At 42.5% G+C, this 25,301-nt stretch carries 22 protein-coding genes; 11 read left to right on the forward strand and 11 right to left on the reverse strand.

Annotated elements, in window-relative coordinates; translation table 11 throughout:
- The first annotated feature begins 43 nt into the window (after positions 1 to 43).
- The 3 genes from ABEB05_RS12890 to ABEB05_RS12900 all read left to right on the forward strand — a co-directional run bounded on the left by ABEB05_RS12890 (position 44) and on the right by ABEB05_RS12900 (position 3,594).
- Positions 44 to 613, forward strand: a complete 570-nt coding sequence (locus ABEB05_RS12890; protein WP_265790734.1) for a helix-turn-helix domain-containing protein — start codon at positions 44 to 46, stop codon at positions 611 to 613.
- A gap of 89 nt (positions 614 to 702) precedes the next feature.
- Positions 703 to 2,649, forward strand: a complete 1,947-nt coding sequence (locus ABEB05_RS12895) for a heavy metal translocating P-type ATPase (protein ID WP_265790736.1) — start codon at positions 703 to 705, stop codon at positions 2,647 to 2,649.
- Positions 2,650 to 2,805: 156 nt separating this feature from the next.
- Positions 2,806 to 3,594, forward strand: coding sequence for a hypothetical protein (locus ABEB05_RS12900; RefSeq protein ID WP_265790739.1), 789 nt, complete (start codon positions 2,806 to 2,808; stop codon positions 3,592 to 3,594).
- Positions 3,595 to 3,661: 67 nt separating this feature from the next.
- Here the strand turns inward: ABEB05_RS12900 and ABEB05_RS12905 are convergent, their stop codons facing one another.
- Positions 3,662 to 4,078: a DoxX family protein gene (locus ABEB05_RS12905; RefSeq protein ID WP_265790741.1), complete on the reverse strand. Its 417-nt coding sequence runs from the start codon at positions 4,076 to 4,078 to the stop codon at positions 3,662 to 3,664.
- A 146-nt stretch (positions 4,079 to 4,224) separates the two neighbouring features.
- On the opposite strand from ABEB05_RS12905, the gene ABEB05_RS12910 reads away from it, so the two are divergent.
- Positions 4,225 to 5,418, forward strand: coding sequence for a DUF3095 domain-containing protein (locus ABEB05_RS12910; protein WP_265790743.1), 1,194 nt, complete (start codon positions 4,225 to 4,227; stop codon positions 5,416 to 5,418).
- Between the two features lie 50 nt (positions 5,419 to 5,468).
- Here ABEB05_RS12910 and ABEB05_RS12915 read toward each other — a convergent pair whose 3' ends face one another.
- Both ABEB05_RS12915 and ABEB05_RS12920 read right to left on the reverse strand, forming a co-directional pair.
- On the reverse strand, positions 5,469 to 6,059 hold the full coding sequence (locus ABEB05_RS12915) for a choice-of-anchor V domain-containing protein (protein WP_265790744.1): 591 nt from the start codon (positions 6,057 to 6,059) through the stop codon (positions 5,469 to 5,471).
- Between the two features lie 75 nt (positions 6,060 to 6,134).
- Complete coding sequence (locus ABEB05_RS12920) at positions 6,135 to 7,145, reverse strand: Vgb family protein (protein WP_265790746.1); 1,011 nt, start codon at positions 7,143 to 7,145, stop codon at positions 6,135 to 6,137.
- A 343-nt stretch (positions 7,146 to 7,488) separates the two neighbouring features.
- Here ABEB05_RS12920 and ABEB05_RS12925 point away from each other — a divergent pair, with 343 nt between their 5' ends.
- Positions 7,489 to 7,896, forward strand: coding sequence for an Hsp20/alpha crystallin family protein (locus tag ABEB05_RS12925; RefSeq protein WP_265790749.1), 408 nt, complete (start codon positions 7,489 to 7,491; stop codon positions 7,894 to 7,896).
- A 185-nt stretch (positions 7,897 to 8,081) separates the two neighbouring features.
- Here the strand turns inward: ABEB05_RS12925 and ABEB05_RS12930 are convergent, their stop codons facing one another.
- The gene (locus ABEB05_RS12930) at positions 8,082 to 8,633 is read right to left on the reverse strand and encodes an RNA 2'-phosphotransferase (protein WP_265790751.1); all 552 of its coding nucleotides are present in this window, start codon (positions 8,631 to 8,633) and stop codon (positions 8,082 to 8,084) included.
- Positions 8,634 to 8,714: 81 nt separating this feature from the next.
- Positions 8,715 to 10,775 carry a S9 family peptidase gene (locus ABEB05_RS12935; protein WP_265790753.1) on the reverse strand — a complete coding sequence of 687 codons (2,061 nt, stop codon included), beginning with the start codon at positions 10,773 to 10,775 and terminating at the stop codon, positions 8,715 to 8,717.
- Positions 10,776 to 11,395: 620 nt separating this feature from the next.
- Between ABEB05_RS12935 and ABEB05_RS12940 the strand changes: the two genes are divergently transcribed.
- The 3 genes from ABEB05_RS12940 (at position 11,396) to ABEB05_RS12950 (ending at position 13,099) form a co-directional block, all read left to right on the forward strand.
- A complete protein-coding gene (locus tag ABEB05_RS12940) occupies positions 11,396 to 11,554 on the forward strand; it encodes a hypothetical protein (RefSeq protein WP_345694296.1) in 159 nt (52 codons plus the stop codon).
- Positions 11,555 to 11,681: 127 nt separating this feature from the next.
- Positions 11,682 to 12,308, forward strand: a complete 627-nt coding sequence (locus ABEB05_RS12945) for an ABC transporter ATP-binding protein (RefSeq protein WP_265790757.1) — start codon at positions 11,682 to 11,684, stop codon at positions 12,306 to 12,308.
- Entirely contained in the window at positions 12,308 to 13,099 is a 792-nt protein-coding gene (locus ABEB05_RS12950; protein WP_265790759.1) for an ABC transporter permease, read from the forward strand. Before ABEB05_RS12945 ends, ABEB05_RS12950 begins: the two co-directional genes overlap by 1 nt.
- A gap of 115 nt (positions 13,100 to 13,214) precedes the next feature.
- Here ABEB05_RS12950 and ABEB05_RS12955 read toward each other — a convergent pair whose 3' ends face one another.
- Positions 13,215 to 15,218 (reverse strand): monovalent cation:proton antiporter family protein, encoded by a 2,004-nt coding sequence (locus ABEB05_RS12955; RefSeq protein WP_265790761.1) that lies wholly within the window; start codon positions 15,216 to 15,218, stop codon positions 13,215 to 13,217.
- 242 nt (positions 15,219 to 15,460) lie between these two features.
- On the opposite strand from ABEB05_RS12955, the gene ABEB05_RS12960 reads away from it, so the two are divergent.
- From ABEB05_RS12960 to ABEB05_RS12970, 3 genes are all read left to right on the forward strand, one after another.
- The gene (locus ABEB05_RS12960; protein ID WP_265790763.1) at positions 15,461 to 16,147 is read left to right on the forward strand and encodes a response regulator transcription factor; all 687 of its coding nucleotides are present in this window, start codon (positions 15,461 to 15,463) and stop codon (positions 16,145 to 16,147) included.
- Positions 16,144 to 17,406, forward strand: a complete 1,263-nt coding sequence (gene porY, locus ABEB05_RS12965; RefSeq protein WP_265790765.1) for a sensor histidine kinase — start codon at positions 16,144 to 16,146, stop codon at positions 17,404 to 17,406. Before ABEB05_RS12960 ends, porY begins: the two co-directional genes overlap by 4 nt.
- 166 nt (positions 17,407 to 17,572) lie before the next feature.
- Positions 17,573 to 20,017, forward strand: a complete 2,445-nt coding sequence (locus tag ABEB05_RS12970; RefSeq protein WP_265790767.1) for a TonB-dependent receptor — start codon at positions 17,573 to 17,575, stop codon at positions 20,015 to 20,017.
- A 107-nt stretch (positions 20,018 to 20,124) separates the two neighbouring features.
- On the opposite strand, the gene ABEB05_RS12975 is transcribed toward ABEB05_RS12970, so the two are convergent.
- From ABEB05_RS12975 to ABEB05_RS12995, 5 genes are all read right to left on the reverse strand, one after another.
- The gene (locus ABEB05_RS12975) at positions 20,125 to 21,009 is read right to left on the reverse strand and encodes an SMP-30/gluconolactonase/LRE family protein (protein WP_345694292.1); all 885 of its coding nucleotides are present in this window, start codon (positions 21,007 to 21,009) and stop codon (positions 20,125 to 20,127) included.
- A 2-nt stretch (positions 21,010 to 21,011) separates the two neighbouring features.
- Positions 21,012 to 21,785 carry an SDR family NAD(P)-dependent oxidoreductase gene (locus ABEB05_RS12980; protein ID WP_265790770.1) on the reverse strand — a complete coding sequence of 258 codons (774 nt, stop codon included), beginning with the start codon at positions 21,783 to 21,785 and terminating at the stop codon, positions 21,012 to 21,014.
- A 170-nt stretch (positions 21,786 to 21,955) separates the two neighbouring features.
- On the reverse strand, positions 21,956 to 22,735 hold the full coding sequence (locus tag ABEB05_RS12985) for a hypothetical protein (protein WP_265790772.1): 780 nt from the start codon (positions 22,733 to 22,735) through the stop codon (positions 21,956 to 21,958).
- A 460-nt stretch (positions 22,736 to 23,195) separates the two neighbouring features.
- Positions 23,196 to 24,632: a decarboxylating NADP(+)-dependent phosphogluconate dehydrogenase gene (gene gnd, locus ABEB05_RS12990; protein WP_265790774.1), complete on the reverse strand. Its 1,437-nt coding sequence runs from the start codon at positions 24,630 to 24,632 to the stop codon at positions 23,196 to 23,198.
- A gap of 118 nt (positions 24,633 to 24,750) precedes the next feature.
- Positions 24,751 to 25,236, reverse strand: coding sequence for a gluconokinase (locus tag ABEB05_RS12995; RefSeq protein WP_265790776.1), 486 nt, complete (start codon positions 25,234 to 25,236; stop codon positions 24,751 to 24,753).
- Positions 25,237 to 25,301 lie beyond the last annotated feature (65 nt).

The raw sequence follows: 25,301 nt of genomic DNA on the forward strand, positions 1-25,301 counted from the left end.
AACCAATGTGTTTTTACGGTAAAAGAGCTTATATTTCATGGTTATGGCACAACAACAGCATTTTCATATCAAAAACATGGTGTGCAGCCACTGTGCCGAGGTGTTGGAGACCAAGCTCCGGGAAGCCGGATTTGATATCCAGCATATTGAACTCGGTGAGCTGACACTGGATCAACCGATTTCCGCTGAGGAATATGAGCAGCTCGTTACCGTCGTTCGCGATAATGGCTTTGATCTTATCAATGATGAAGCCGGACAAACGGTAGAACAGATCAAGCAGCTTATCATCCAGCTGGTGCGGGGCGAACAGCAGCTGGATGGCAATCTTTCTGAGTTTCTTTCCCAACACATCCACAAAGATTACCAACAGCTGAGCCGACTATTTTCCAGCGTAGAGGGAAAGTCTATAGAACGCTATTATATTCTTCAGAAAATTGAACGAGCCAAAGAACTCATTGTCTACGGAGAACAATCACTCAGTGAGATCGCCTTCAATCTGGATTATAGTAGTCAGCAGCACTTTTCACGCCAATTTAAGAAAGAAACCGGACTCGCTCCCTCTCATTTTAAGGAGATCAAGGAAAATAAACGCACTCCTATCGATCAGCTGTAACACAATTCTGCACAAGATATACATAATGATATAAGATCGCTGTCATAACTGTGCCTATCTTTAGTACAGACACTCAACAAACTGATCTTATGTTTTCCTTTATCAATAAATATAAAGAAGCTGTTATCAGTGCGGTGCTTCTGGCAGGAGCACTGATCACTGAATACGGCTTTTCTTTCGATGGACGCGCTTACCTCTATCTTCCACTATATGGACTTTCATATTTATCGGTTGGGGGACCCGTCTGGATAAAAGCCTTTAAATCTATTCAAAATGGCACCATATTCAGTGAATTTATGCTGATGGGAATTGCAACTGTTGGGGCCTTTGCCATTGGTGAATATGCAGAAGGCGTGGCTGTAATGTTATTCTATATGATCGGGGAATATGCCCAGCATGGGGCGGTTCAGCGTGCCCGAGGGTCGGTTGAAGCGTTAATTGATCAACAGCCAGAAATTGCTACCGTTGAACGCGATGGTTCCACCGAACAAATCTCGCCTTCTGAAGTGGAAATTGGAGAAATTATTCGGGTTAAACCCGGCGAAAAGGTACCGCTTGATGGAGAACTCCTGACCGGGGAAGCCTCTTTTAATACGGCTGCGCTGACAGGCGAATCCAAGCCTATAAGTCGTCATGAAGGAGAAGAAGTATGGGCCGGATCCATTAACAGGGATCGGCCGGTACGTATTCGCGTAACGGAAGCCTACGAAAATACCCAGCTTTCCAAAATTCTAACGATGGTCCGGGAAGCCTCGCAACGCAAGGCTCCGACTCAGCGTTTTATGACAAGATTTGCTAAAGTGTACACGCCTGCCGTAGTATGGCTGGCGGTCGCGCTGACTTTTGTACCCTGGCTGATAGTGGAAAACTATATTTTCGAAGAATGGCTCTATCGGGCTCTCATCTTCCTGGTGGTTTCCTGCCCCTGCGGATTGGTTATCTCCATACCGCTGGGTTATTTTGGAGGTATCGGTGCGGCATCCAGAAACGGGATTCTCTTTAAAGGATCAGACTTTATGGACCGGCTCCGAAACCTCGATGCCCTCTTTTTTGATAAAACCGGCACCCTGACCGAAGGTAAATTTAAAGTACAGGATATACATTCCTTCAATGGAATATCGAATGAAGGGTTATTGCAACTGGCTGCAGCCCTGGAACAGCAATCTACCCATCCCATCGGGAAAGCTATTGTAGAACAGGCCAATGGAAATACCCTACCTAAGGTTTCCGATCAACAGGAAGTATCGGGAATGGGCATAACAGGACTTGTTAATAATCAGCGACTTGCCGTGGGAAACAAAAAATTAATGCAAAAGGAAGGAATTGCGCTCCCGTCTTCCCAGCATTTCAACGAATCATATAGTCTTGTGCATATCGGCATAGATGGCAAGTATGCAGGAAGCATATCAATAGCAGATCAATTAAAAGAGGATACACAAGAAGCCGTTCATCAACTTCGCGAGCTTGGAATTGAAAATCTTGTAATGCTTTCCGGGGATAAACAATCTGTCGTAGATGATATCGCAAATCAGTTAAATTTGAAGGAGGCATTCGGTGAGCTTCTCCCAGATGATAAATATAGATATCTTGAACAACGATTGGACCCTCAAAAAGTCATTGGATATGTGGGTGATGGCATCAATGATGCACCGGTCATTACACTGGCTGACATAGGAATAGCCATGGGCGGAATGGGATCGGACGCAACGATTGAAACCGCAGATGTCGTTATTCAAACAGATCAGCTTTCGAAAATTCCCACTGCTATTAATATTGCTAATTTTACGCACCGGGTAATATGGCAAAATATTGGCTTTGCGTTAGGTATTAAGATCCTTGTGATGACACTTGCTTTCTTTGGTCTGGCTACCATGTGGGAGGCTATATTCGCTGATGTAGGCGTTGCTCTCATCGCCATTGCCAATGCAATCCGTATTCAGCATCATTTTACGGATGAAAAAATCACCTATCGTACATCTGTTTCTGCCAATCAGAATAAAGAAAGTGAAGAACTTAGCTGCTGCCAGAATTGCTAGGATGAGAATGTCGGGATATCCATTTTAATAACCCGGCTTTCTACTTTACATCTATAAACCCGCATCTTCCGACCTTATAATATTTTAAAAGTGCTTTTTTGTAAAAAAATGTATTAATTAATAATACATTTCCACAAAATTTACCGGAGGATGTTTATGAAGAAGCTAACCTTTTTTCTCGTCCTGTTTACACTAACCTTAACCGGAACGCTGTTCTCACAAAATTTAAATGATGGCTATAAGAAGATCGACTATATTAGCGTTAGTCAAAGCGAGGTATCTTCTTTTATGAATCTGGCCGTTAATGATTTAACTAATGCTTATCAGCAGTTGATAGCAGAAAGTGACCTCATCGATTGGCGACTTTATTACGTAGAATATCCCGGGGGTGAAAAAAGCGGCTATAACTTTGTGAGTATAGCTTCAGCTCCCGACCTTGCTACTTTTGAAGATATATTTTCGGACATATCAGCTAACCGTTATGTCCCGCCTGAAGCACAAATATCTTCGCTTTCTAATAAAATTGTGAAAACAGAGCTCTGGAAGGTAGAAGATGCAATAGGAGATTCTTCTCGCAATCAAAATAATCCCAGCAAGTATATGACCATGGATTATATGGAAGTATCGCAAGGAAAGTATCCAGACTACTTAATGCTGGAGGACGAAGTGGCCAAGCCTATACACAGCGAACGTATTAATGAGGATATCATGGCGGGCTGGGAAGTTTATTCACTGATCACCCCCGGTGGCGTTGAATATGGCTATAACTTTGCTACCGGCAATTACTATGATGAACTCAGTAACATCGAATATGGCTTTACAGATGAGATTATTAACCAGGCTATGGGCGAAAATGCAAATATCCCGGAACTTTTTAATACTATTTATGAGACCAGAGATCTGGTTAAAATAGAGCTCTGGAAACTTGCCGCACATACAGAGTAGCAACAAATAAATAAAAAACCCTCAGGATTAAATTCCTGAGGGCACTAATAATGCTCAAAAATATTTTTTAACTCCCTTTATCGACGGAAAACTTTCCGGGTCCCAAAAGAAAGATTACCCCGAATAATACAAGATAAAGAACAGCGGTTTCCATATCTCCGAAACCGTCTCCACCTGCAACGTGGACCAAAAAGACTGCTACGGCCATATTTATCGTCACGATAAGAGATGACAGGCGGGTCCAAAAGCCAATAAGTACAAAAAAGGCACAAATCCCTTCGGCAAAAGCTGCTAACACAAGGGAAACTTCAGGCCCCAGGCCAATGGGATCCAAAAATTGGAAATTACCACTCAGCACATTCATTACTTTTCCAAAACCGTGCCCGTAAATCATAAAGAAGGCAACGAAAACTCGCAGAATCATTGCTGAAGTTTTTGCATCAACAAATTCGCTCAACGTGGACGACTTAAGACGATTTATCATAATCAATTGCTATTTATTTTAGGGTGAACTATAATAAAACAACTTTTCTGCTAATAATTCCACATTATATCTAATTGTCGAAAGCTGTTTCTTTAAGAAATTAAAAAAAGAGACTTTTTTTCGGATTTCCTAATCATCATGACTCCATGAGTCCCTCCCAAACAACTGATTTTTACAAAACACTCCCTGTCCTCGAAACTTTCTTTGATGCATCCAATGCTGTCAACCATCATCCAATACCTAAAGACTGGTATGTCGCCATTTCCGACATTTCAAATTCAACCCAGGCAATTGAAGAAGGAAGATACAAAGCAGTTAACATTGTGGGAGTATCTTCTATTGTAGCCATACTTAATACCACTGATCGGTCGGCTATTCCCTATATTTTCGGAGGCGACGGCGCGGCCTTTTGCTTCCCTCCAAACATGCTTTCCGATGCCCGAAGGGTCCTTGCCACCTGTCGGAAAATCGGGCGAGAAGCATACGGACTAGATCTAAGGGCTTCTATCATCCCAGTTTCTTATATCCAAAAAAATGGATCTACCATCAGGGTGGCTCGTTATCGCGTATCGAATGTCTATGTGCAGGCCGTTTTTTCCGGCGGGGGACTCCAATACGCCGAGCAACTTTTAAAAGATACGACAAAAAATGATTTCAGTATTTCTTCAGCCTCGGCGAATGCTTCTTCTATTGATTTTTCCGGCCTGGAATGCCGCTGGCAAAAAGTACAGCCTTCGCAACAGAAAAAAGTTATCACCCTTTTGATACAAGCCAATGAGTCTCATCCTCATCCTGAAAAGATTTATAATGAGGTTTTACACAAAATGCGTGCCATCTTTGACTTTGACGAACAAACGTACCCTATCTCTGCTTCCTCCCTGAATATGACGATGTCGGTTTCAGAACTCATGGGAGAAACCCGAATTCGAACCTTTGGGAAGAGTTGGTTTCAGCGCATCTTTTACCTTCTGCGCGCGGAACTCCAAATAGTGATTGGGAAACTGCTTATGAAATTCAACTATAAAACCTCAGCCACCGACTGGTCACTCTACAAAAAAGATCTTACACTCAATACCGATCATCGAAAATTTGACGATATGCTTCGGTTAGTTATCAGCGGAACGGATAAACAGCTAGAAAGAATGCAATTCTTTTTGGAAAAACAGTTTAAGGATTCGAATCTTGCTTATGGCATACATGTTAGTGATGCAGCTATCGTTACCTGCATGGTCAACCGTTACCACCGCGATCATATTCATTTTGTTGACGGTAGTGATGGAGGATATGTCGCGGCCTCCAAAGAACTAAAAACACGTTTAGGTTCTTTAAGGAAAGGTTAACTGTGACCTACATTTAATGCAATATATTCATCGAAGTATAATCAAAATAATTATGGATGAACTTTGATCTCCTGGGCATATATAAAATCCCCAAACTCCGATTGATCGCCATTTGCCGCATTTGCTGCAATATTAAAAAAAACAGGCCCTGAAACAGATTCCGGCGCTACCCAAGTGAGCGTCCAGCTACCTGAGTTCTCTTCAGTTGGATCGGTAGCCACCTCAGAATGCTGTACATATTCCAGCGAATCCGGAACGGTCCTGCTATACATCATTCTGTCTTTTCCCGCTATATCAAAACTCCCCGCTTGTTGTCCATTCGGATACCGGGCCGAAAGCTGAAATCCCGCTGCTCCCAATGCTTCCCGTTCTACGGTAATCTCAATATGTATTCGCTCTTTCCCGGAGATCTTTGCAGGGATTCCGGTAATTTCCAATGAGCCACCGCCAGGATTCAAATCGTAATCAAAGTGACAACTACGACATGTTTCCTCCCCAAATCCCCCGGTAAATGCCCCGGTCAAATGCTCTGGATATGGAATCTCTGCGCCATTACCATGAGAACCCATAAATACAGGTTCCTCGGATAAAGTTAGGCCCATCAACAGCGTTAGCAATGGAAACACAAACAATCGAGTCATAAATGAAAATCTAATCCACCTTACTGTGGGCAGCAAAACCTGCCACCTATAAGGCTGTAATTTATCTCTCTATAATTACTGTATTTGTGCACGGCCCAAATAGTTGGTATCTGTCCCGAACCAAATAGCATTGGTTGGCTCGTGAAATACCATGTGGCGTACGGTACCTCCTCCGCTTTCAATAGGGGTGGAACCTATAAATTCTTCTGTACTGGTATCGAAGCCCACAAATTGATTGGGACTTACTCCCGTTTCTACCAGCCATATCCGATCTTCACTGTCAACCGTGACGGCATAGGGGCGCGACTGCTCCCCTGAGGGCATCGACCACTCTTCAAATGATTCGTCTTTCGGGTTATAACGTCCTATATAACCGCGGCTATAATCTCCATACCAAATATTACCATCTGAGGTCTGGGCTAATCGCCGTGGACGCGCACCCTCATTAGGCAATTCGATCTCTGTCAACTCCATTGTTGCCGGATCTACTGTAGCCAGTTTGTTGGTTCCAAAGAGGCAAATCCAGGGACGCTGCATATCGTTATCCATAATAATTCCATAGGGACGCGCACGCTGAGTCTGGACTTCAATAATCTCAGGTTCTCCGGTTTCCACATCCAGTTTGCCTACCGAGTTAGCTCCCTGGGAGGTAAACCAGATATCGCCATTAGCATTAAATGCCATGGTATGAGGATCGCGGGCGCTGTTATCATCGGGCATCATATATTTGTTGATCTCTCCCGTTTCCGGGTTGACCGTTCCAATATGATTGGCGCGGTTACCGGCATACCAGGGAGTACCCTCATCATCAACAATTACGGTATGGGGTCCGGCCCCGTCTTCCAGATCAAATTTCTGAAACTCCTCTGCATCAGGATCAAATTCTGCCACATAATGGGCGCGCTGACCTACAAACCAGATATCACCATCGGGAGCTACATAGGGATCGCGGGGACGGCTTTCTTCCCACGGGACCTCCCACTCTGTAATCGAAACATCGGCCTTCGATTCCACGGATTTATCAGTAAACACAAAAGCCGAAACAACAAACAAAACAGCTGTAAGCGTTGAAATAAGTTTAGTCATAGCGATAGAATTAATTAACCGTTGAATTTTAAATGTACGAGATAACCGGTTAAAAACAAGCAATCCTAAAACATTTTACATACTCATTCAACAAAATTTTGTAGATCTAAACCGTATAAATGACGATTTTACATATCTGTTTGCCAAAAATATAGATATCTCACCCTCTATTTTGTCAATTTTTCAAACAGGAACTTCAAATATACGTCTGGCATACCCTTTGCTTCTATCAATACCTGAATGTGATAAACGTTCATCACACTCATGAGTAACTATGAACTGCTAATGAAAAGTTTTAGGAGGTATAGCTATGCTGATGAGACAAAATGGATTTCCAAGCGTAATGGATTCATCCAACACTGCAACTAAAAATCGATTTTCCGATATACTCGATGAATTCATGGAAGATGCTTTTTCCATGGGTAGGGGCAGGTTTGTGCCTGAACTCAATGTCTATGAAACAGAAAAAGAGTTCGAGCTGACTCTGGCCCTACCGGGCATGAGCAAAGACGACATTGAGCTCAGTGTGGAAAATCATACACTTACCATAAACGGTGAGCGTATATTTGAAAAAGAAAGTGGGCGTAAGTATCATCGCGTTGAAAGTCGCTTTGGTAAGTTTGAACGCTCTCTGCCCCTTCCTGATATTATTGATGTAGATAATATCAATGCTACCTACGAGAATGGGGTTCTTACAGTAACCGTGCCTAAGCTGAAAGAAAAAGCTGGTCGTAAAATTAAAGTGTCATAAATAAAACATACGGCTCTCAAAGATAAAGCCGCGGAATTTCCGTGGCTTTATTTATTTTATTCATGTATTTAAAATCCCTTTCGTACTTATCTTCGTTATACATAACATAATTACAGAACTTTTTACCTTAATCCACCCAGACATAAGCAAACTTATTGGATCTTAAGCAAAAAGCACGGCTCTTATTAAAGCTTATTCAAAAACTTTGGCGGCACTTCTTTAGTAAGCCAGATACCAGGCTCACTTTCAGATTGATAAAAGACATACCCATCACGGTGCATAATGCCTGATTCCACAGCCAAAATAGCCACAGAGCCATGGCGTGATCCGACTTCGTGTGCATCGTATTCAATAACCGACAGATGAACAAAATTTCGGGATTGGGCGTTAAGGCCTTTTTCTATTATAGAAGACAGATTCTTTTCAGCCGTTCCGTGATACAATACTTTAGGGGGCGTTTTGGGATTAAGTTGCAAGTCTACCTTAATTGAATGCCCATATGTTGCCCGTACATACTGCTGATCTTCACTAAAAGTAAAGCGCTTCTTGCCTCCTCCCTCTTCAATCAGCTTTTCCAGCAGCTTTCGGTCAATGTTCTTGCCATACTTCCGAGCTTTGTCCAGCAATTCATCAACTGAGGCCCATCCGTTTTCATTTACTGTCAACCCAATTTCTTCGGGATGATGGCGGAGTACATAACTCAAAAACTTGCTGGTGCTTTTAAGATTCGTTTCCAAGTTAAAAAGGTACTTTTGAACAATTATAAAATCTGTTGGGAGAATCGATCTTCACCCGACGAAAAAGGCTTTAGAATTTATTCAGTTATTGGTTATGGTATCCTGAAGTTGTAATTGATCATCAGGTTTTTCTTCGCCCTCGCCTTTCAGATAGGTATTAAACCAACGCATCATACGAAGATTGTAATCATAGCGGGCTGTTGCATTCACATTTCCATGTCCCTCGCCGGGATACAATACTAATCGGACCGGCGTATTAGTACGGGTTTTTATATGTCGATACATTTCGTACGACTGACTTGGGCTTACCCTTGTATCGTTCTTTCCATGCATAATGAGTAAAGGGGTGTCCGCCTGTCCCGTATAGTATATCGGGCTCCGCTCCAAAAAGTCCTGATAGTCATTCCAAATACGTTCACGTGCATGAACCAAATATAATTCTTCCGGGATATCACTCGTACCCCATTTGGATATGTTATTACTGATACCCACAAACATTACGCCCGCGGCAAACTTGTCGGTATAACGAGTGGACATCCAGCCGGTAGCATAGCCACCGTATGATCCTCCGGTGACTCCTATTTTCGTCTCATCCACTAGTCCAACACTAACCAATTCATCTACACCCGCTACAATATCATCGAACTCAGCACCGGCCAGATCGCCCTGGCTGCTTTTGGCAAAATCTTCACCGCGTCCGGTACTTCCTCTGTAATTAGGATAAAATACAAAATATCCCTGCGCTGCTGCTACCTGACCCGGGTCTGAATAGCTGGTTACCCAGCCATGATCATAATGGGCTTCGGGACCTCCATGTACCGTTGTAATCATCGGATATTTCGTTCCCTTTTCATAATTAAGTGGATATACGAGCACTCCCTGCAGTTCTGTCCCATCATTCGCAGTCCATTTCACTACCTTTTGCTGTCCAAGTGCAACTTCATCTAACCAAGGATTACTATTGGTTAAGCGCTGTGTTTCGCCAGACTTAAGGCTAAACAATTCGCGTGGATGCTTGGAAGAGCTTGCCGAGAATACCACCGTTCCATCTTCTGCACGGTCAAAAGAAGTAATATTAGGCTCTTCCACATCAACGATGGTTTCCATACCAGTACCATCCACATTGATACTTCCATAGTTCGACCACACCCCTTCGCTTGTTAGATATTGAATCGTATTATTATCAATCCATTCAAACTGTTCAAATTTTTGTTCAAGTTGTGGCTGAAGCTGTGTAACAGATCCATCTTCTGCTGAAACCACAAACAGACGTCCGTCAATGGGATCGTGAATATCGGCTCCGGCAATCATTGCCAATCGGCTGCCATCCGGACTCCATGCGATATCTCCCAACTTTCCTTCGTGGTCTACCTCTGTATATACTTCGCTGCCACGAAGATTCACAATCTTTACCTGCTGACTCATATAATAATCATCCACCAATGGAGTTGGAGCAACTGCAATGGCCAGCCTTTTTCCATTGGGACTCCAATGCATTTGATAAACAGAACCATTAACCTGGAGCTGATGTGGTTGGTGGCCTTCTTTAGCTATATTGGTAACAAATCCACGCCGCTGCGTAAGATTTTCTTCATATATTTCCGGTTGGTAGGGCAAGTCAGATTCCGGCTCTTTAGCTGTATCCGGTGCCATAAAGGCTAAATGATTCCCATCCGGTCCCCATGAATAAGAGGCTATATCCTGTTTAAATGAAAATATTTTCTGTGCTTCCCCTCCGGAAATTGATATTTCAAAAATTCCATTCCGTTCATCACCCGAACGTTTTCCTAAGAAAGTAATACTTTCTTCATTCGGTCGGAAAGCAATTTCACTCACGCTCATTGTAGTAACGTAGGGCAGAGATTCTTCAGAGGATAAGTCCCGTACATAGAGATGATTCTGCGCAGGCTTGTTCTTTTCATAGGGATCAGCCTGTTTACTTAGTGTATAAGCGACCAGCTCTCCCGAGTCAGAAAGCTCAACCTCTCCAACCTGCTCAATTTTTGTAAGCTCTTCTGGCGTTAATCCTTCTGATTGCTCCTGGCCAACAACCATAATTGGCATTAGCAGTGCAATCAGAATAAGGGATACCCACTGTAATCGATAAGACGTCATATGGCTAATATTTTTATTAATAGTCATTCTTGATCCGTATTTATTTACCAACTAAAATTACCATTTTTATACCTTTTACACTAATTACTACCATTCCTTACATTTTTCTATACCCTTCCAATTAAAAGATTAAACAAGTATTTAATTTAAGATGATACAATTCCCAGTATTGATGACTCTAATGAAATTAATATTTAACTAATCAGTTAGTTTGTTTATAAAAGTACTGAATTAGCATTTAAACCTTAATTTTATTATTTCTGCCATACCTAACTATTTAATTAAATTCTCAATATCGACGGCGCAAATGTTTATCGACATTTTGAATGTTAATCTTTTTGAAGTGGACAATACCCTATAAATCCGTTACTATCGAAACAGAGAAAGAAGAATATAGCTCTAACAATTAAGAAGAAATATCGGCCATACTAATGTGTTCATTTTGAATGAGTATGAACTCTGTGTTCTTAAAATTACTTCGTACTGATGGTTCAATAAACGATTTTATTAGAATAATAGTCGGCATGGTATTCTTAACAGAGGGGACACAGAAGTATCTCTATCCCGTTGCCAGAGGTTACGGACGTTTGTGAGTGTATGAGGATTCCCTGCACCGGAATTCTTGGCCGTTTGTCGGAGGATTTGAAGTGTTTGCCGAATTACTCATTCTTTTGGGCATTGCAACTCGATTGGGTGCTTTCACGATTTCTATTATTATGCTTGTAGCCATTATCATCACTAAAATACCGATCGCTTTCGGAGAAGGTTTTGGACGTTTTGCGCTTCACCAACTTAACTCTTATTGATTTTGGTCAATGTTTCACAACATGCGTACCGACTTTACCATGTTTCTGGGAAGTACCTTTTTGAAGATTGAAGGAAGTGGACGATGGTCGATAGATTGAAAAATTCAGAATCAAAAAGATAACAGGCATGAATGATAAATTCCTTTTATCCTGTACGGATCTGACTATTCGGTTCGGAGATGAGACCGTGCTTAATGAGTTCAGCTTTGATATCCCAAAAAACAAACATACAGTGCTTAGAGGTGAATCCGGATCAGGCAAAAGCACTTTGCTAAAGCTCTTACTGGGATTTCTGAAACTCACAGATGGCGCAATCAAGTACAACAACGGCAAGACAGCACATGAAATACGGCAGGATACCGCCTGGCTTCCCCAGGATTTAGATCTGGGTGACGGAACGGTTAAAGAGGTTATAAATTATCCCTTTCGGTTTTCCACTAATAATATGCAGCGTCCCGATCTACAGACCAGTCAATCAGTTTTATCAAAACTTGGGCTTCAAACAGGTACCATAACAAAAATGTTTAGAGACTTATCCACTGGTCAGCGCCAGCGAGTTGGACTTGCGGTCTGCCACCTGCTTAACAAACCGATTCTTTTGCTGGATGAACCCACTTCAGCCCTCGATAACGTCTCAAAACAACATGTTTTCGATCTATTGCTTGAACATACAAATAAAACGATTATTTCTACTTCCCATGATCCTTTCTGGATTGAACGCGCCGATAACGTTATACCTCTACCTCTGAACTAATGGATATCATAGATCTCTCCTGGACCCAACTTGCAATTGCCTTTGTCATCTTATTGCTGCCGGCTTGGATTCTCTGGAAATACCGTACCGGACTTAATAAAAAATTGCTTACTGCTTCCCTCCGAATGGTATTGCAGCTACTATTTGTGGGATATTATCTGGAATATCTTTTTGAGTATGACAATCCCTGGATTAATGCCGCTTGGATTATGATTATGGTTATTGTCGCAGATTTTGCAACTATCGATCGGAGCGGGCTAAAACGAAAAATGTCGCTACTGATCCCCATTTTTGCAGCCACCTTTTTGGGAATTATTGTGATCGACCTCTTCTTTTTAGAGGCCGTTATTCAGCTTCCAAAATTCTTGGCAGCACAGTATGCCATTCCTATTACAGGTATGGTTTTAGGCAACTGTCTTCGCAGCAACGTCATTGGTATTAACGCCTTTTACTACAGTCTTAGCAACCACAAGGAGCGCTACCAATTTTATCTTGCTTGCGGGGCCAGTCGTACCGAAGCACTGGAATCATTTATCAGCGAAGCTCTTAAAAAATCTGCAAATCCTACATTGGCTTCAATGGCAACAATTGGTCTTGTTTCTCTTCCGGGAATGATGACCGGTCAAATTCTGAGTGGTAGCTCTCCACTGATCGCTATTAAATATCAAATTATGATTATGGTAGCGATCTTCTCAGGAACCATCTTATCGGTATTTCTGAGTATTCGTCTTACAAATTTCTTTGTATTTGAGGATACCGATATGCTTGACGAATCCATCCTCAAGAAATAGCCCTGAAAGCATAAAACTAATTGGTTAGTTAACTGCTAAAATGCTCCTTGTATAAACATAAGCTCAATTTTTCATCCTACTCCATCACACAGAAAGCAAATAAAGCAATGGGTATTTACGAAGCTCGAAATATGTCAGCACAGTTAACAAATTGATCAGCATTTCCAACCATTACCAAGCGGTCATCGGGCTGTAGCTTAAAATCTCCGGATGGATTACCAATAGTTTGATCTCCTCGTTTAATAGCCAATACGGTAAGCTGATGCTTATTGCGGAGCTCGAGTTCTTCCAATGTTTTATGGGCGGCTTTCGAGCCTTTCCGAACGGCCACAGCACGTGTATGCAGCCCTTCCTCGTCCAATCCCTGAAGAACCATTAAATGAGCTTCCTGAATGCTGCCTCGAACAATACCGTAGTCGTGGGCGCGCAATTCCTTCACGTGTTCCTGAATTTCCTGCTGTGGAATCATATAGGCCCCCAGAACGTGAGAAAAAAGACGAACGGTTGTTTCCATCTCTTCGGGTACGACAATATCGGCACCGAGTTCTTCAAAACGTTCAATCTCTGTCAGGTAACGGGTACGAACCACAATTTGAAGAATTGGATTCAAAAGCCGTGCCTGCTGTACTATGCGGGGACTCGAGTCGGGATCATTAGTTGCTATTACGCAGAGTTTGGCTTTTTTGACAGAAGCTAGCTCCAAAATATGGCGCCGGCTAGCATCTCCGAAAATGGCCGGTATATCCTTTTTATGCATTTCTTCTACCGAGTCGGGATTCATTTCAATGACCACAAACGGAATGCCCGTATCGCGCATAACCTGCACCAAATGTCGGCCGGCCGGACCATATCCAATAATAATGACGTGATCTTCAAGTGCCGTTTTTTGGCTTTCATCCGTATTTTTTTTGTTTGCACTTCCTAAATGGCGAAGGGGTGTTTTCGCCAGAAACTTTCCTACTCCGGTACTCTGATGAATCATAAACGGGGTGCTGATCATCAGGAGTACCGCCACCGCAATAAACGTTTGGGTCCCCGGCTCTCCGAGTCCCGCGGGAGATATCCCTGCAGCGCGCCCCGCCCGTTCAAGTACAAATGAAAATTCTCCAATTTGAGCTAATGTAAATCCCGAAGCAGCTATAATGCGAATGGGATATTTTAACGTCATTAAGCTGACGGTGGAAATAACAAACTTCAGGAGAACCACGGCTACTGCAATACCGAGAATCTGTAAAGGGTTTTCGACCACATAAGTGAGATCCAGAAGCATACCCACCGAGACAAAGAAGACCGCATTAAAGATCGTCCGGAGAGGCAAAATTTCACTAATAGCCTGTTCGCTAAATTGACTTTCACTCACTACCAGTCCCGCTAAAAAGGCTCCCAGAGCCAAGCTTACGCCTACCATATTCGTGAGGGCTGCCGTGCCAAAACAGATAGCAACCACGCTTAATAAGAAAAGTTCTTGCCTTCGGGTTTTGGCAACGCGCTCCAGGATCCATGGAACTATACGCTGGGCCAACACCAATACTAAGGTAATGAGAATACCAGCCTTGAGGAGCACCCATCCAATTTCAGTAAATGATTGCGATTCCCCGGCCAGGATGGGTACAAACATAACCATGAGGATTATAATTAGATCCTGGAATATCAATACGGCCAATGAAAGCTGTCCCGAAGGGGTATCGGTTTTATCTTCATCGCTCAACAACCCCAAAATTATGGCTGTACTGCTCAGGGCTACGAGACATCCCGTATAAATAGCGGCATTCCAGCCGATCCCCCAAAAAGACAAAATAAAGGTGACCAGTACAACGGTAATGGTAACCTGCAGACCGCCTCCCAGAAAAATCGCTTTTTTGATACGCGATAATTTCTCCAGGCTGAATTCAATACCAATAGTAAATAGCAGCAATATGATTCCGATTTCTGCCAGCATATCTACCAGTTCCTGATCTTGTACTAATCCCAATGCATTGGGACCAATAACAACGCCGGCAATCAAAAAACCTACAATAGGGACAATCTTAAATCGATAGCAAAGGTAGGCTATAAAAACACTGACCGTAAAAAGGGCAACTAATTCCGTCAAAAAAGGGAGCGTTACTGCTAATACCATCAATTATTTTGCACTTTTAGGAAACGTTCACACTGGAGGTTAAGAAATAAAATACAAGTTTATAGTGCCACTTTAAGACTAAAATCATCCATCTATAACTAATTAGAATGATCAAAACTTTGTCTGAGAAAACGGAAAAGGAAAAAGATAAGGAATACAATTCAAAGCCCTAATTTCTCTCCTTGTTATATAATTGCCCAGACTTCAGTTTTTCTTCAAAATTATCCCTTATGTTATGTATTATGAAACTTTTGATCATTGAAGACAACGAGGATTTACTGGAAAACATTCGTACTTACTTGAAACGGGAAGGCTATATCTGTGAGGCTGCCCGTGATTACAGTGAAGCGTTCGATAAGGTCATGTCATACACTTACGATGTCGTGCTGATCGACATAATGATTCCCGGCGGTTCGGGTCTACAAGTTTTGAGGGAACTAAAATCGGTCAATCCTAAAACGGGTACCATTATTATATCAGCTAAAAATGCCCTTGATGATAAAATAGAAGGTTTGGAGCTTGGAGCCGATGACTACATAACCAAGCCCTTTCAGCTCCCGGAACTACATGCACGTATTAAAGCAGTAAACCGCAGGAATCAACGGGGCGGACAAGAAATCCTTAATGTTAATGAAATATCTATCAATACCGATACCATGGAGGTAACGGTGGACGGTACGCCCGTGGATCTTACACCCAAGGAATATGATCTGATGCTCTATTTCGCCTCCAATAAAAATCACGTATTGTCAAAACAAACCATTGCCGAACATCTTTGGGGCGATTATGTTGATCATCTTACAAACCTCGATTTTGTCTATCAGCACATTAAAAACCTGCGCAAAAAGCTGGAAGAGGCCGGGGCCAATAATTATATAAAGAGTGTTTATGGCATAGGGTACAAATTTAAGGTAAATAATCACGCATGAAGCTGATCACGAAATTTATACTGATCTATCTCTTTGTGACGGTCATTGTTTTAGGTATAGGGGGATATCTCTCGTATTTCATCATTAAAGGTGAACTGAACAATGAACTCAAATGGCGTTTTCTGGACCACATTGACCGGGTAACCTATCTTTTGGAGAGGGGGAAGGACTTTAATTCTAAAAAAGTAAACCATTCCGGAGACCGTAATCTTGAAATTAGGCCCTTATCTGTTCAACGAGAACCTGATATTATTGTAAAAGATACGATGGTGTGGCATGAGCGGCTCCAACAAATGGAACCGAATCTTAAAATGACGGCTTACCGCACAGTGGATGATACTACCTATTATATTTCTACCCATGGGGCCCTTGTAGAATCCGATGACATCACGGAAGCGGTTGTCCAGATTTTGCTCTGGATTTTAGGCATGCAGGTTATTGGTGCTATTGGTGTTGGATTTATTGTATCCAACCGGCTGTTCAAACCTTTCCGAAATACGCTTGATCAAATTAAGTCGTTTAATCTGCAGGATAAGGAACCCATTACTGCCCAGGAAACAAATGTAACGGAGTTTGATGACCTCAACCATTTTGTAGAAGAGATGACCCGCAAAGCCGTTGCTGACTATAAAAACCTCAAAGAATTTGCTGAAAACGCTTCTCATGAGCTTCAAACACCTTTATCTATTGTTAAAGGAAAGTTAGAACTCCTCACTGAAACCGATCTTAGTCCTGAGCAATATCAGTATGTGGAAGCGAGTCACCGCTCTATTAAAAAGCTTTCCCGCCTCAGTGAATCACTGGCGTTACTTACAAAAATTGAAAATCATGAGTTCACACAAAAAGATGAGGTTAATTTTACAAAACTCATCCAAGATAGCACCCAGGCTTTTGAAGAGTTTATAAAACTCAATGGATTAGAAGTTGAGGCCGATCTTAAGGAAGAAGTTACTCTGCAAATCCATTCGGTGTTAGCTGATATTTTATGGACCAATCTCTTCCAAAACGCAATAAAACATAATATAGAAGATGGTCGAATCAAGATTGAGCTTACGGAAGACTTTCTAAGAATTTCTAATACCGGTCGTCCCCTTGATGATGATCCGCATATACTATTCGAACGTTTCAAAAAAGCCGATCACAGTAATGAATCTATTGGACTGGGCTTAGCTATTATAAAGCAGATTGCTGAGCAAAATGACTATTCTATCTCTTATGATTATAAAGATAAATGGCATACCATTACCATTGAATTTTAAGAGCTGTAAAAAGACCCTATGACGGATGTAAATTCTTGTTAGAAAAAGCATCATTTATCTCTTCTTCAAATTTCCTTCAGCTTTAATACAACCTTTGCATAAGATGGTCCCTTAAGTTAAGTGCAAAGCAACAAAGTAATCCCAAACTATTTATTAAATATTAAAGATGAAGAAGTTAATATCATTATTTGTTTTCACATTCTTGATAACCTCTCTTGCCATCGGACAATCCGATGAAGGCATTATTACCGGAGAAGTTTATGACCAACAGGAAGATCCTGTGCCTTCCGCTTCTGTATCGGTTTATGATTCTACCGAAACCAATGTGGTAACGGGAACTCCCACAGATTCTACAGGTGCATTTAGTGTAGATGTAGATCCGGGTACCTACATATTAAAAATTACTTTTTTGTCCCTATCTCCACACACCCAAAGGGTAGAAATAAACGCCGGGGAAACGGAAGATATAGGAAGCGTAACTCTAACGTCCACTTCCCAGAAAATGGATGAGGTTGTAGTGCGTGGCGAAAGCTCCCAGATGGAAATGAGTTTTGATCGCCGCGTTTTTAATGTCGGACGTGATATTACCAGTCTGGGCGGTTCAGCTGTAAATGTGCTTGACAATGTACCCTCTATCGCTACTGATATAGAAGGAAATATAAGTCTTCGGGGAAATGAGTCTGTACGAATACTTATCAATGGCAAGCCCTCTAGTATGGTTGGTAGTGGCAACGTGGATGCCCTGCGAAGCATTCCCGCCACAATGATTAAAAGTGTTGAAATTATCACGAATCCTTCTTCAAAATATGCCGCGGAAGGTTCCGGAGGTATTATCAATATTATTCTTACAGATAATCGAGAACTCGGACTTAATGGTAGTGCCAACGTAGGCACCGGGTATCCAGAAGAATATGAGGGTTCAATAAATTTAAATTACCGTACTCCTAATGTTAATTGGTTTGCTGATATTGGTGGAGATTACCGATCTGAACCGGAGTCCGGAAACTCTTTTCAACGATTCTCAGGTCCGGACACTACTTATATGTATCGTGAACGAACGGATGCCAGCGAATCAGAAATTGATGGTGACTTTCGCTTTGGGGCGGACTTTTACCTCTCCGATAATGAGATTTTAACCGCCAGTAGCTATATTAGTCTTGAGGAAGAAACCAATAATGAAGATATCTTTTATACCGATTTAGAATATTCCCAAGGTGCACGCGACGGTAATGTACTTGGACGTATTAATCGAGACACGGAGGAAGAAGCAAATGAAAGTAATTTTGATTTTAATCTCGATTATGAAAACGAAATTGATGGCAATGATGACCATAAGTTAGTAGCTGATGCCAGCTTTGACATTAGCCGTGAAAACGCTCAAACGAATATTGAAGAAATCACACAAGAAGGCTCAGGTGACCTTCTCGAACAACGAAGTAAAGACACAGAAGAGGAAATGGATTTCCGGTTTAATGCCGAGTATGAACGTCCCCTGGGGGAAGAGGGAAAACTGGAAGCCGGTCTTCGCAGCGATACTGAATGGATGGATACCGGTTATAATGCCGAAACTCTTGTTGATGGTACTTGGGAAACAGAACCAGCTTATACTCAAAACTTCCTCTATCGCGAAAATGTAAATGCGGCCTTTCTCATTCTGGGCGGAGAATTTGGGGACTTTTCCGGACAGGTTGGCTTGCGCGCTGAAAACACAAATATCCGAACCGAAATTAAAGAAACCGGTGATGTAAATAACCAAAATTATATTGGGCTGTTCCCTAGTGCCTTCTTAAACTATTCATTTAATGATCAGCAATCGGTACAATTGAGCTATAGTCGCAGATTGCAACGGCCGTGGTCCCGCTCCTTACTTCCGGGTATAGATTTCGATGATAACCGCAGCCAGTTTACCGGGAATCCGAGCCTTACTCCAGAATACAGTAATTCATATGAAGCTGGATACCTGCATTACTGGGAAAGTGGCTCACTTCTTACTAGCTTTTATTATCGATATCGCACGGACGTGATTGAAGATATAACGGAGCAAAGAGATGGGGTACAATTCCGGTTCCCAATTAACTTTGCCAATGAAGAAGCGTGGGGCGTTGAGTTTTCAGCAGACCAAGAAATTGCAGATCGATTGACCTTAACTGGAAATGCCAATCTTTTCCAATCAAATACAAATGGAAGCTATCGTGAGGGCACCGCTGAAGAAATAATATTAAGCAGCGAATCGGGAAATTTTCAGGCTCGCATGCGTCTCCGGTGGGAAATTGTAGACGGCTTAAATTATCAGGCTTCTATGCGATATCGAGGTCCAAGCAACACGCCACAGGGAACTCGCAATGGTATGACCATGATGGATAGCGGTATTTCCTATGATATACTTGAAGAAAAAGCAAAAATCACCTTCAATGTAAGAGATGTCTTTAATGCCCAGAACTTTAATAATACGGTAACTACGGACGGAAATCCCAATACCGACTTCTATTCTCAGCGCGAATTCAGCTGGTCTACTCGTACCTTCTCACTTAACTTCCAGTATTTCTTTGGAAATACAGAAAGTCGCAGAGGTGGAGGCGGTGGGCCCGGTGGACCAGGTGGTCGCGACTAAATAGACATGTAAAATCCAGCCATCATTAATCTTTTTCTCTGACAGGCAGCTTACACAAGCTGCCTGTCCTATTTAGGATTGGGACCTCGTTATCCCAATTATAATTCTCATCCAGCAAACCGGGTAGACGTCCTCCCTTTGAACGGCAATTCCACTTTAAAGAGCGAACCGGAGAGCGGCCATTGGTCTATGTCGTCTGCAGACATATATTCCCGTCCCGTAGTTATATAAAGCTCATTAAAGTCCGCCCCTCCGAAAGTACAGGAGGTTACCTGAGGTACCGGCAGATGAACCTCAAAAAGTGTTTCACCACTGCCGGGATCGATCCTGACCACTTTCCCGCCATTATACAAGGCCACCCACAGGGCGCCCTCCCGGTCAATGGTCATTCCATCCGGGAAGCCCTCTTCCTCATCAAATTTTTTAACGACCAGCGGATTTGTAATCTCCCCTGACTTGTCATCATAATCAAATGCCTGCAATTTTCGGGTAGGTGTATCAATAAACAAGAATTTATCTCCCTTTCGGTTCCAGGCCATACCGTTGGGTATCGTCAGCTCACGAAGTTTTACCTCAGTATCCAAATTCTGGTCCAAACAGTACAGGCTGCCCGCTCCTTCTTCGAGATCATAGGACAGGGTCCCCGCCCAAAACCGACCGGAAGGGTCACACTTTCCATCATTAAAGCGACTATCGGGTGATTGAAATTTGGATTCCGTAATACTAGTAACCTTTCGTTGCTCAGGATCAAAAAAAGCAAACCCAGATTGCCGGGCCATTACCAATCCGCCCTCTTCCCGAAGGGCCACACAGCCCAGATGCTCACCGATATCAAATATTTCGTTATTCTTGTTATACGGATCGTACCGGAACAGTTTTCCGGATAAAATATCAACCCAGTACAACCTGGACTCCTGTTCATCCCAAACAGGTCCTTCACCAAGAGTAGCCCCATACGCAAAATCAACCGTGGCCTTCATTACAGATATCATTATTACTCACTCTTTTTACTTCCTCCAATTTTAATGCCCATTCCTCCGTCAATACGGATAGGCTGGCCATTAATAAAAGAGCCCTTCTCACTGGCAATAAATGCCACAAGTTCTCCAATATCATCCGGCTGTGCCATCCGCTCCACGAGATGCAAATCAATTGTTTCCTGGCGTACCCGGTCGGGGTCAGCTGACTGCTGGAAAGCCGCCCGGTTCAATGGGGTGTCTACGCCCCCCGGACAAATGGCCACGCTGCGAATCTCAGGAGCATAATCAACGGCAATGCTGCGGGTTAATCCTATTAACGCCGATTTCGAGGTCACGTAGGGCGCTACATTCTGCTGGGTTACAAATGCCTGTACGCTGGACATATTAATCACAATCCCTGCACCTGCTTCTATCATATGGGGAATTGCATGTTTCGCGCATAAGAATGCCCCTTTGAGATTGATATCTAATATACGATCCCAGTCTTCTTCCAAAGTATCCGTTACCTTAGAATATTGAAGAATGCCTGCGTTATTGACCAGTACATCCACACCCCCAAATGCAGCGACCGCTTGTTCTATAGCCTCTTCAACCTCGGCTTCCCGCGAAACGTCACACTTTATAAATTGTGCCCGGTCTCCAAGCAATTCGCAAAATGTTTCTCCAGCCGACTCATCTACATCCAAAACAACCACGTTCCCGTGTTCACGGTGGAATACTTCAGCACATCCGGCACCGATGCCCTTGGCACCTCCGGTTACAATAATGGTTTTATCTTCAAAAGACATCCCTTCTATTTATCAGTTTTAAAATTAAACTACTTTTGTACATGATCTTAGCCTATTCTTATAGCTATTTCCTTCCTGCAAGCCTGTTGCTCATAGAAAAGTAATTATAAATACCCCTACAACCTTAAACAAATGGCCATATATGCAGATCAAACATTTCAACCGGTATCTTATTTTTCTTTAAGATGCTTCCAATCGTTTTGCTCATCAAACAATTGCTCATTTACAATCTTCATGATGTAACAGGAATTTACTATTCCCCCACAATAGGAAGGTTCCTGGGCAAGGGTCAGACCATCAATATTGGGAAGTATATGTTTAAATACCGGGTGACCATAATCCACAACGGATTTAATTTCTTCTTCGGAATAAGGCTCAAACGTTCCCGGATAAAACACATTTCCTTTGCCGTGGATAAAATAATCCAGATCTATATCCAGAAATATATTCTGGTCATTGCGACTGCATACAAAATCTTCAAACCGATTGTACTCTCTGAATTCAAAGATGGTATGATTATTTCCCCCGGCATCGGAAAACGACTCCTGCATTTCCCCGGCAGAATTTTTGAGCAGAATGATATCTCCAATAAGGTTAAGCCAGGCAGCGCAGAGAATATGTCCGTCGTTTGTCTGCTCAAACTGTGCCCAGACATAGTTAGAGATATCCGAGAGATTAGCATCCTTCAACTTCATTAATCTTTTTTTCTGATCATCCGGTGGCGGGGCTAAATCGCGGTGCCAGTCAATAGTAACTAATGTCGGGGCCGGTTGCTCAAGCCAGTTTCTTTTTTCCAGTTCTCGCTTCCATTTCATCCAAAAAAAGAAGGCGAAGCGATGCTCCATAATCACTGCCTTCTCTATCGCACGATCATGTCTGCCTGGATGAGCAATGACTTCGCGAAAGGTGCCAGGAGGATCGCATTTTAATGGTTCCTTGTTATCAAACATACGCTTAGACAATTGTACCTATTAGTGCTAAACTCAATGTTGCTGCCTTAAAGTAGAAAGAATACGGAGAATCTCAATCTTATTGCCTTATTTGATTTTACAGATTCCCGATCCAACTCTACCTGTTTGTGCTTTTCCTTCAAAGCAACATCGGTAAGTTTACAAACTGCTGACAAATAAATTTTCAAAGATTTTTCCTTATCCCGGCAAACGCGATAGATGTGGTGAAGTTCATAGCGTAACTTTTCCCAGTGAACAGAATCTTCCAGTGCGTGTTTTTGGATATACCGCACCAACTTCCTCTCAAATGTAGTACGATAACAACTCCTTTTTTGCGTTGTCCTAAATATGGTTTTGATATCTCTTATCAGTTTTCGATCCATTGGATGATAATATAGGAAGCTATACTGCTACCGTATTGTCATCCCTCAAAAAATTTCGAACGTTTACAAGAACACCGCTACTGCAATCGTTCCTTCCATTTCGTATGGAAAAACTTTCCACGGGGCTGGTCTGTTCGTTCATACTGATGGGCCCCAAAATAATCACGCTGAGCCTGAATCAAATTTGCCGGCAGGCGTTCTGACCGCAAGCTATCAAAATGTGCTAGTGCTGCAGCAGTTACCGGTACCGCCAATCCGGATTCAACAGCGTGTGCCGCTATTAGACGCCAATTTTCATGAACAGAATTGGTCATCTCTTTTAAGAGAGGAGCCAGCAACAAATGTTGCAACTCCGGCTTTTCCCGAAAAGAGGCTGCAATGGGTTTTAACAACGCAGACCGGATAATACATCCGCCACTCCAGGTATCGGCAACTTCGGCAAACGGAATTTCCCATCCGTATTCCTGTTTAGCTGCTCTTAACAGCCAAAAACCTTCCGAAAAAGCAATTAGCTGTCCACCAAGCAACGCTTCGCGAAGCTGATCTAATGATTCTTTTTTAAGTAAAGGAATCGTATTGACCTCAAATTCCTCCGAAGCCTTAATCCGCAGATCTTTAAAACTGGACATTGTCCGTGCAAAGACGGCTTCTGTAATCATCGGCAACGGTACTCCCAATTCCAGGGCCGTAAGCGCAGTCCATCGACCCGTTCCTTTTTGACCCGCCTTATCAAGAATATGATCAATGATATAGGTTCGATCATCTTCCGGATCTTTCACCCTGAAAATATCAGCTGTTATTTCGAGTAGATAGCTGCTTAACAGATCACTATTCCATGAGCTAAACGTTTGGGCGATATCAGCATTATCCATCTGCATTCCGAGGCGCATAATCTCATAACATTCGGCAATCATCTGCATAATGGCGTATTCAATACCGTTATGAACCATCTTTACAAAATGCCCTGCACCCGCCGACCCCATCCACGAGCAGCAGGCATCACCATCCGGAGAGGTAGCCGCAATGGATTCAAATAAGGGCTTGATTTCTGGCCATGCCTTTTCACTCCCCCCGGGCATTAAAGAAGGTCCATTTCGTGCCCCTTCTTCCCCGCCAGAAACGCCTGTCCCCACATAATAAATATTCTGATTCTCCAGCATATCTGACCGTCGGTTCGTATCAGCATGGTGGCTGTTCCCTCCGTCAATAAGAATATCCCCTTCATCCAAGAGAGGTCTGAGCTGATCAATAACGGAATCCACCGGGGCACCAGCTTTTACCATTATCAGTATTTTTCGGGGTGGCTTTATAGATTGAACAAAGTCCTCAACTTCCTCAAATCCCTGAATGGCTGTTTTGGAAGCGGGGCCATTCATAAACTCTTTAACCAAGTTATCTTCACCGGGCAGTTTACGATTAAACGCAGATACCCTAAATTCATTATCATTAAAATTGAGGGCCAGATTTTGCCCCATAACACCAAGCCCATAAATACCAATATCCGATTTCTTCATTGATCTGTTGCTATTCAAAAGTATTAATCCTTATCACTGTCCCTATAAATTATAACAAGCTAAATATTACGATACCGGAAATATTTACAAAGTCAATAATCGCAATAGAAAACATTAGTTATTTTTTTTCTTCAAGTCTTTCCATAATGGTTAAAACAATTTCTTCTGGAGATGGCTCAACAGAAACGGTAAGAGCCTCATTCGGTTCCTCTAGCGCATCAAACTGAGACTGCAACAATTCCGGTGGCATATAATGTCCACTCCGTTCCGCCAATCGATCTGCAATGAGGGAAGGAGATCCTTTCAAGTAAATAAATTGGGTATCAGTTTTAGAGCTAAGTATCTTCCGGTACGATTTTTTCAAGGCTGAGCAGGCCAGGATTGCTCCTCCGTTCTGCTCCCATTTAATCATATTATTGGCCAGCGATTCCAGCCAAGGACGCCGATCGTCGTCATTTAATGGTTCTCCCGACTTCATTTTTTGGACATTAGCCGGGGGATGAAAGTCATCGCCATCGTAAAAGGGAATATCCAAGCTTTTCGATAATTTGTTACCAATTAACGTTTTACCAGCACCGGAGACGCCCATAAGTATATAAATCATAGTTAATATTCTGCTCGCAAGTTAATGCTCATTATTTAAATATTTCTAATTTTTTATCACAAATA

Origin of the sequence: Fodinibius salicampi (assembly GCF_039545095.1) — a bacterium.
GTDB lineage: Bacteria > Bacteroidota > Rhodothermia > Balneolales > Balneolaceae > Fodinibius > Fodinibius salicampi.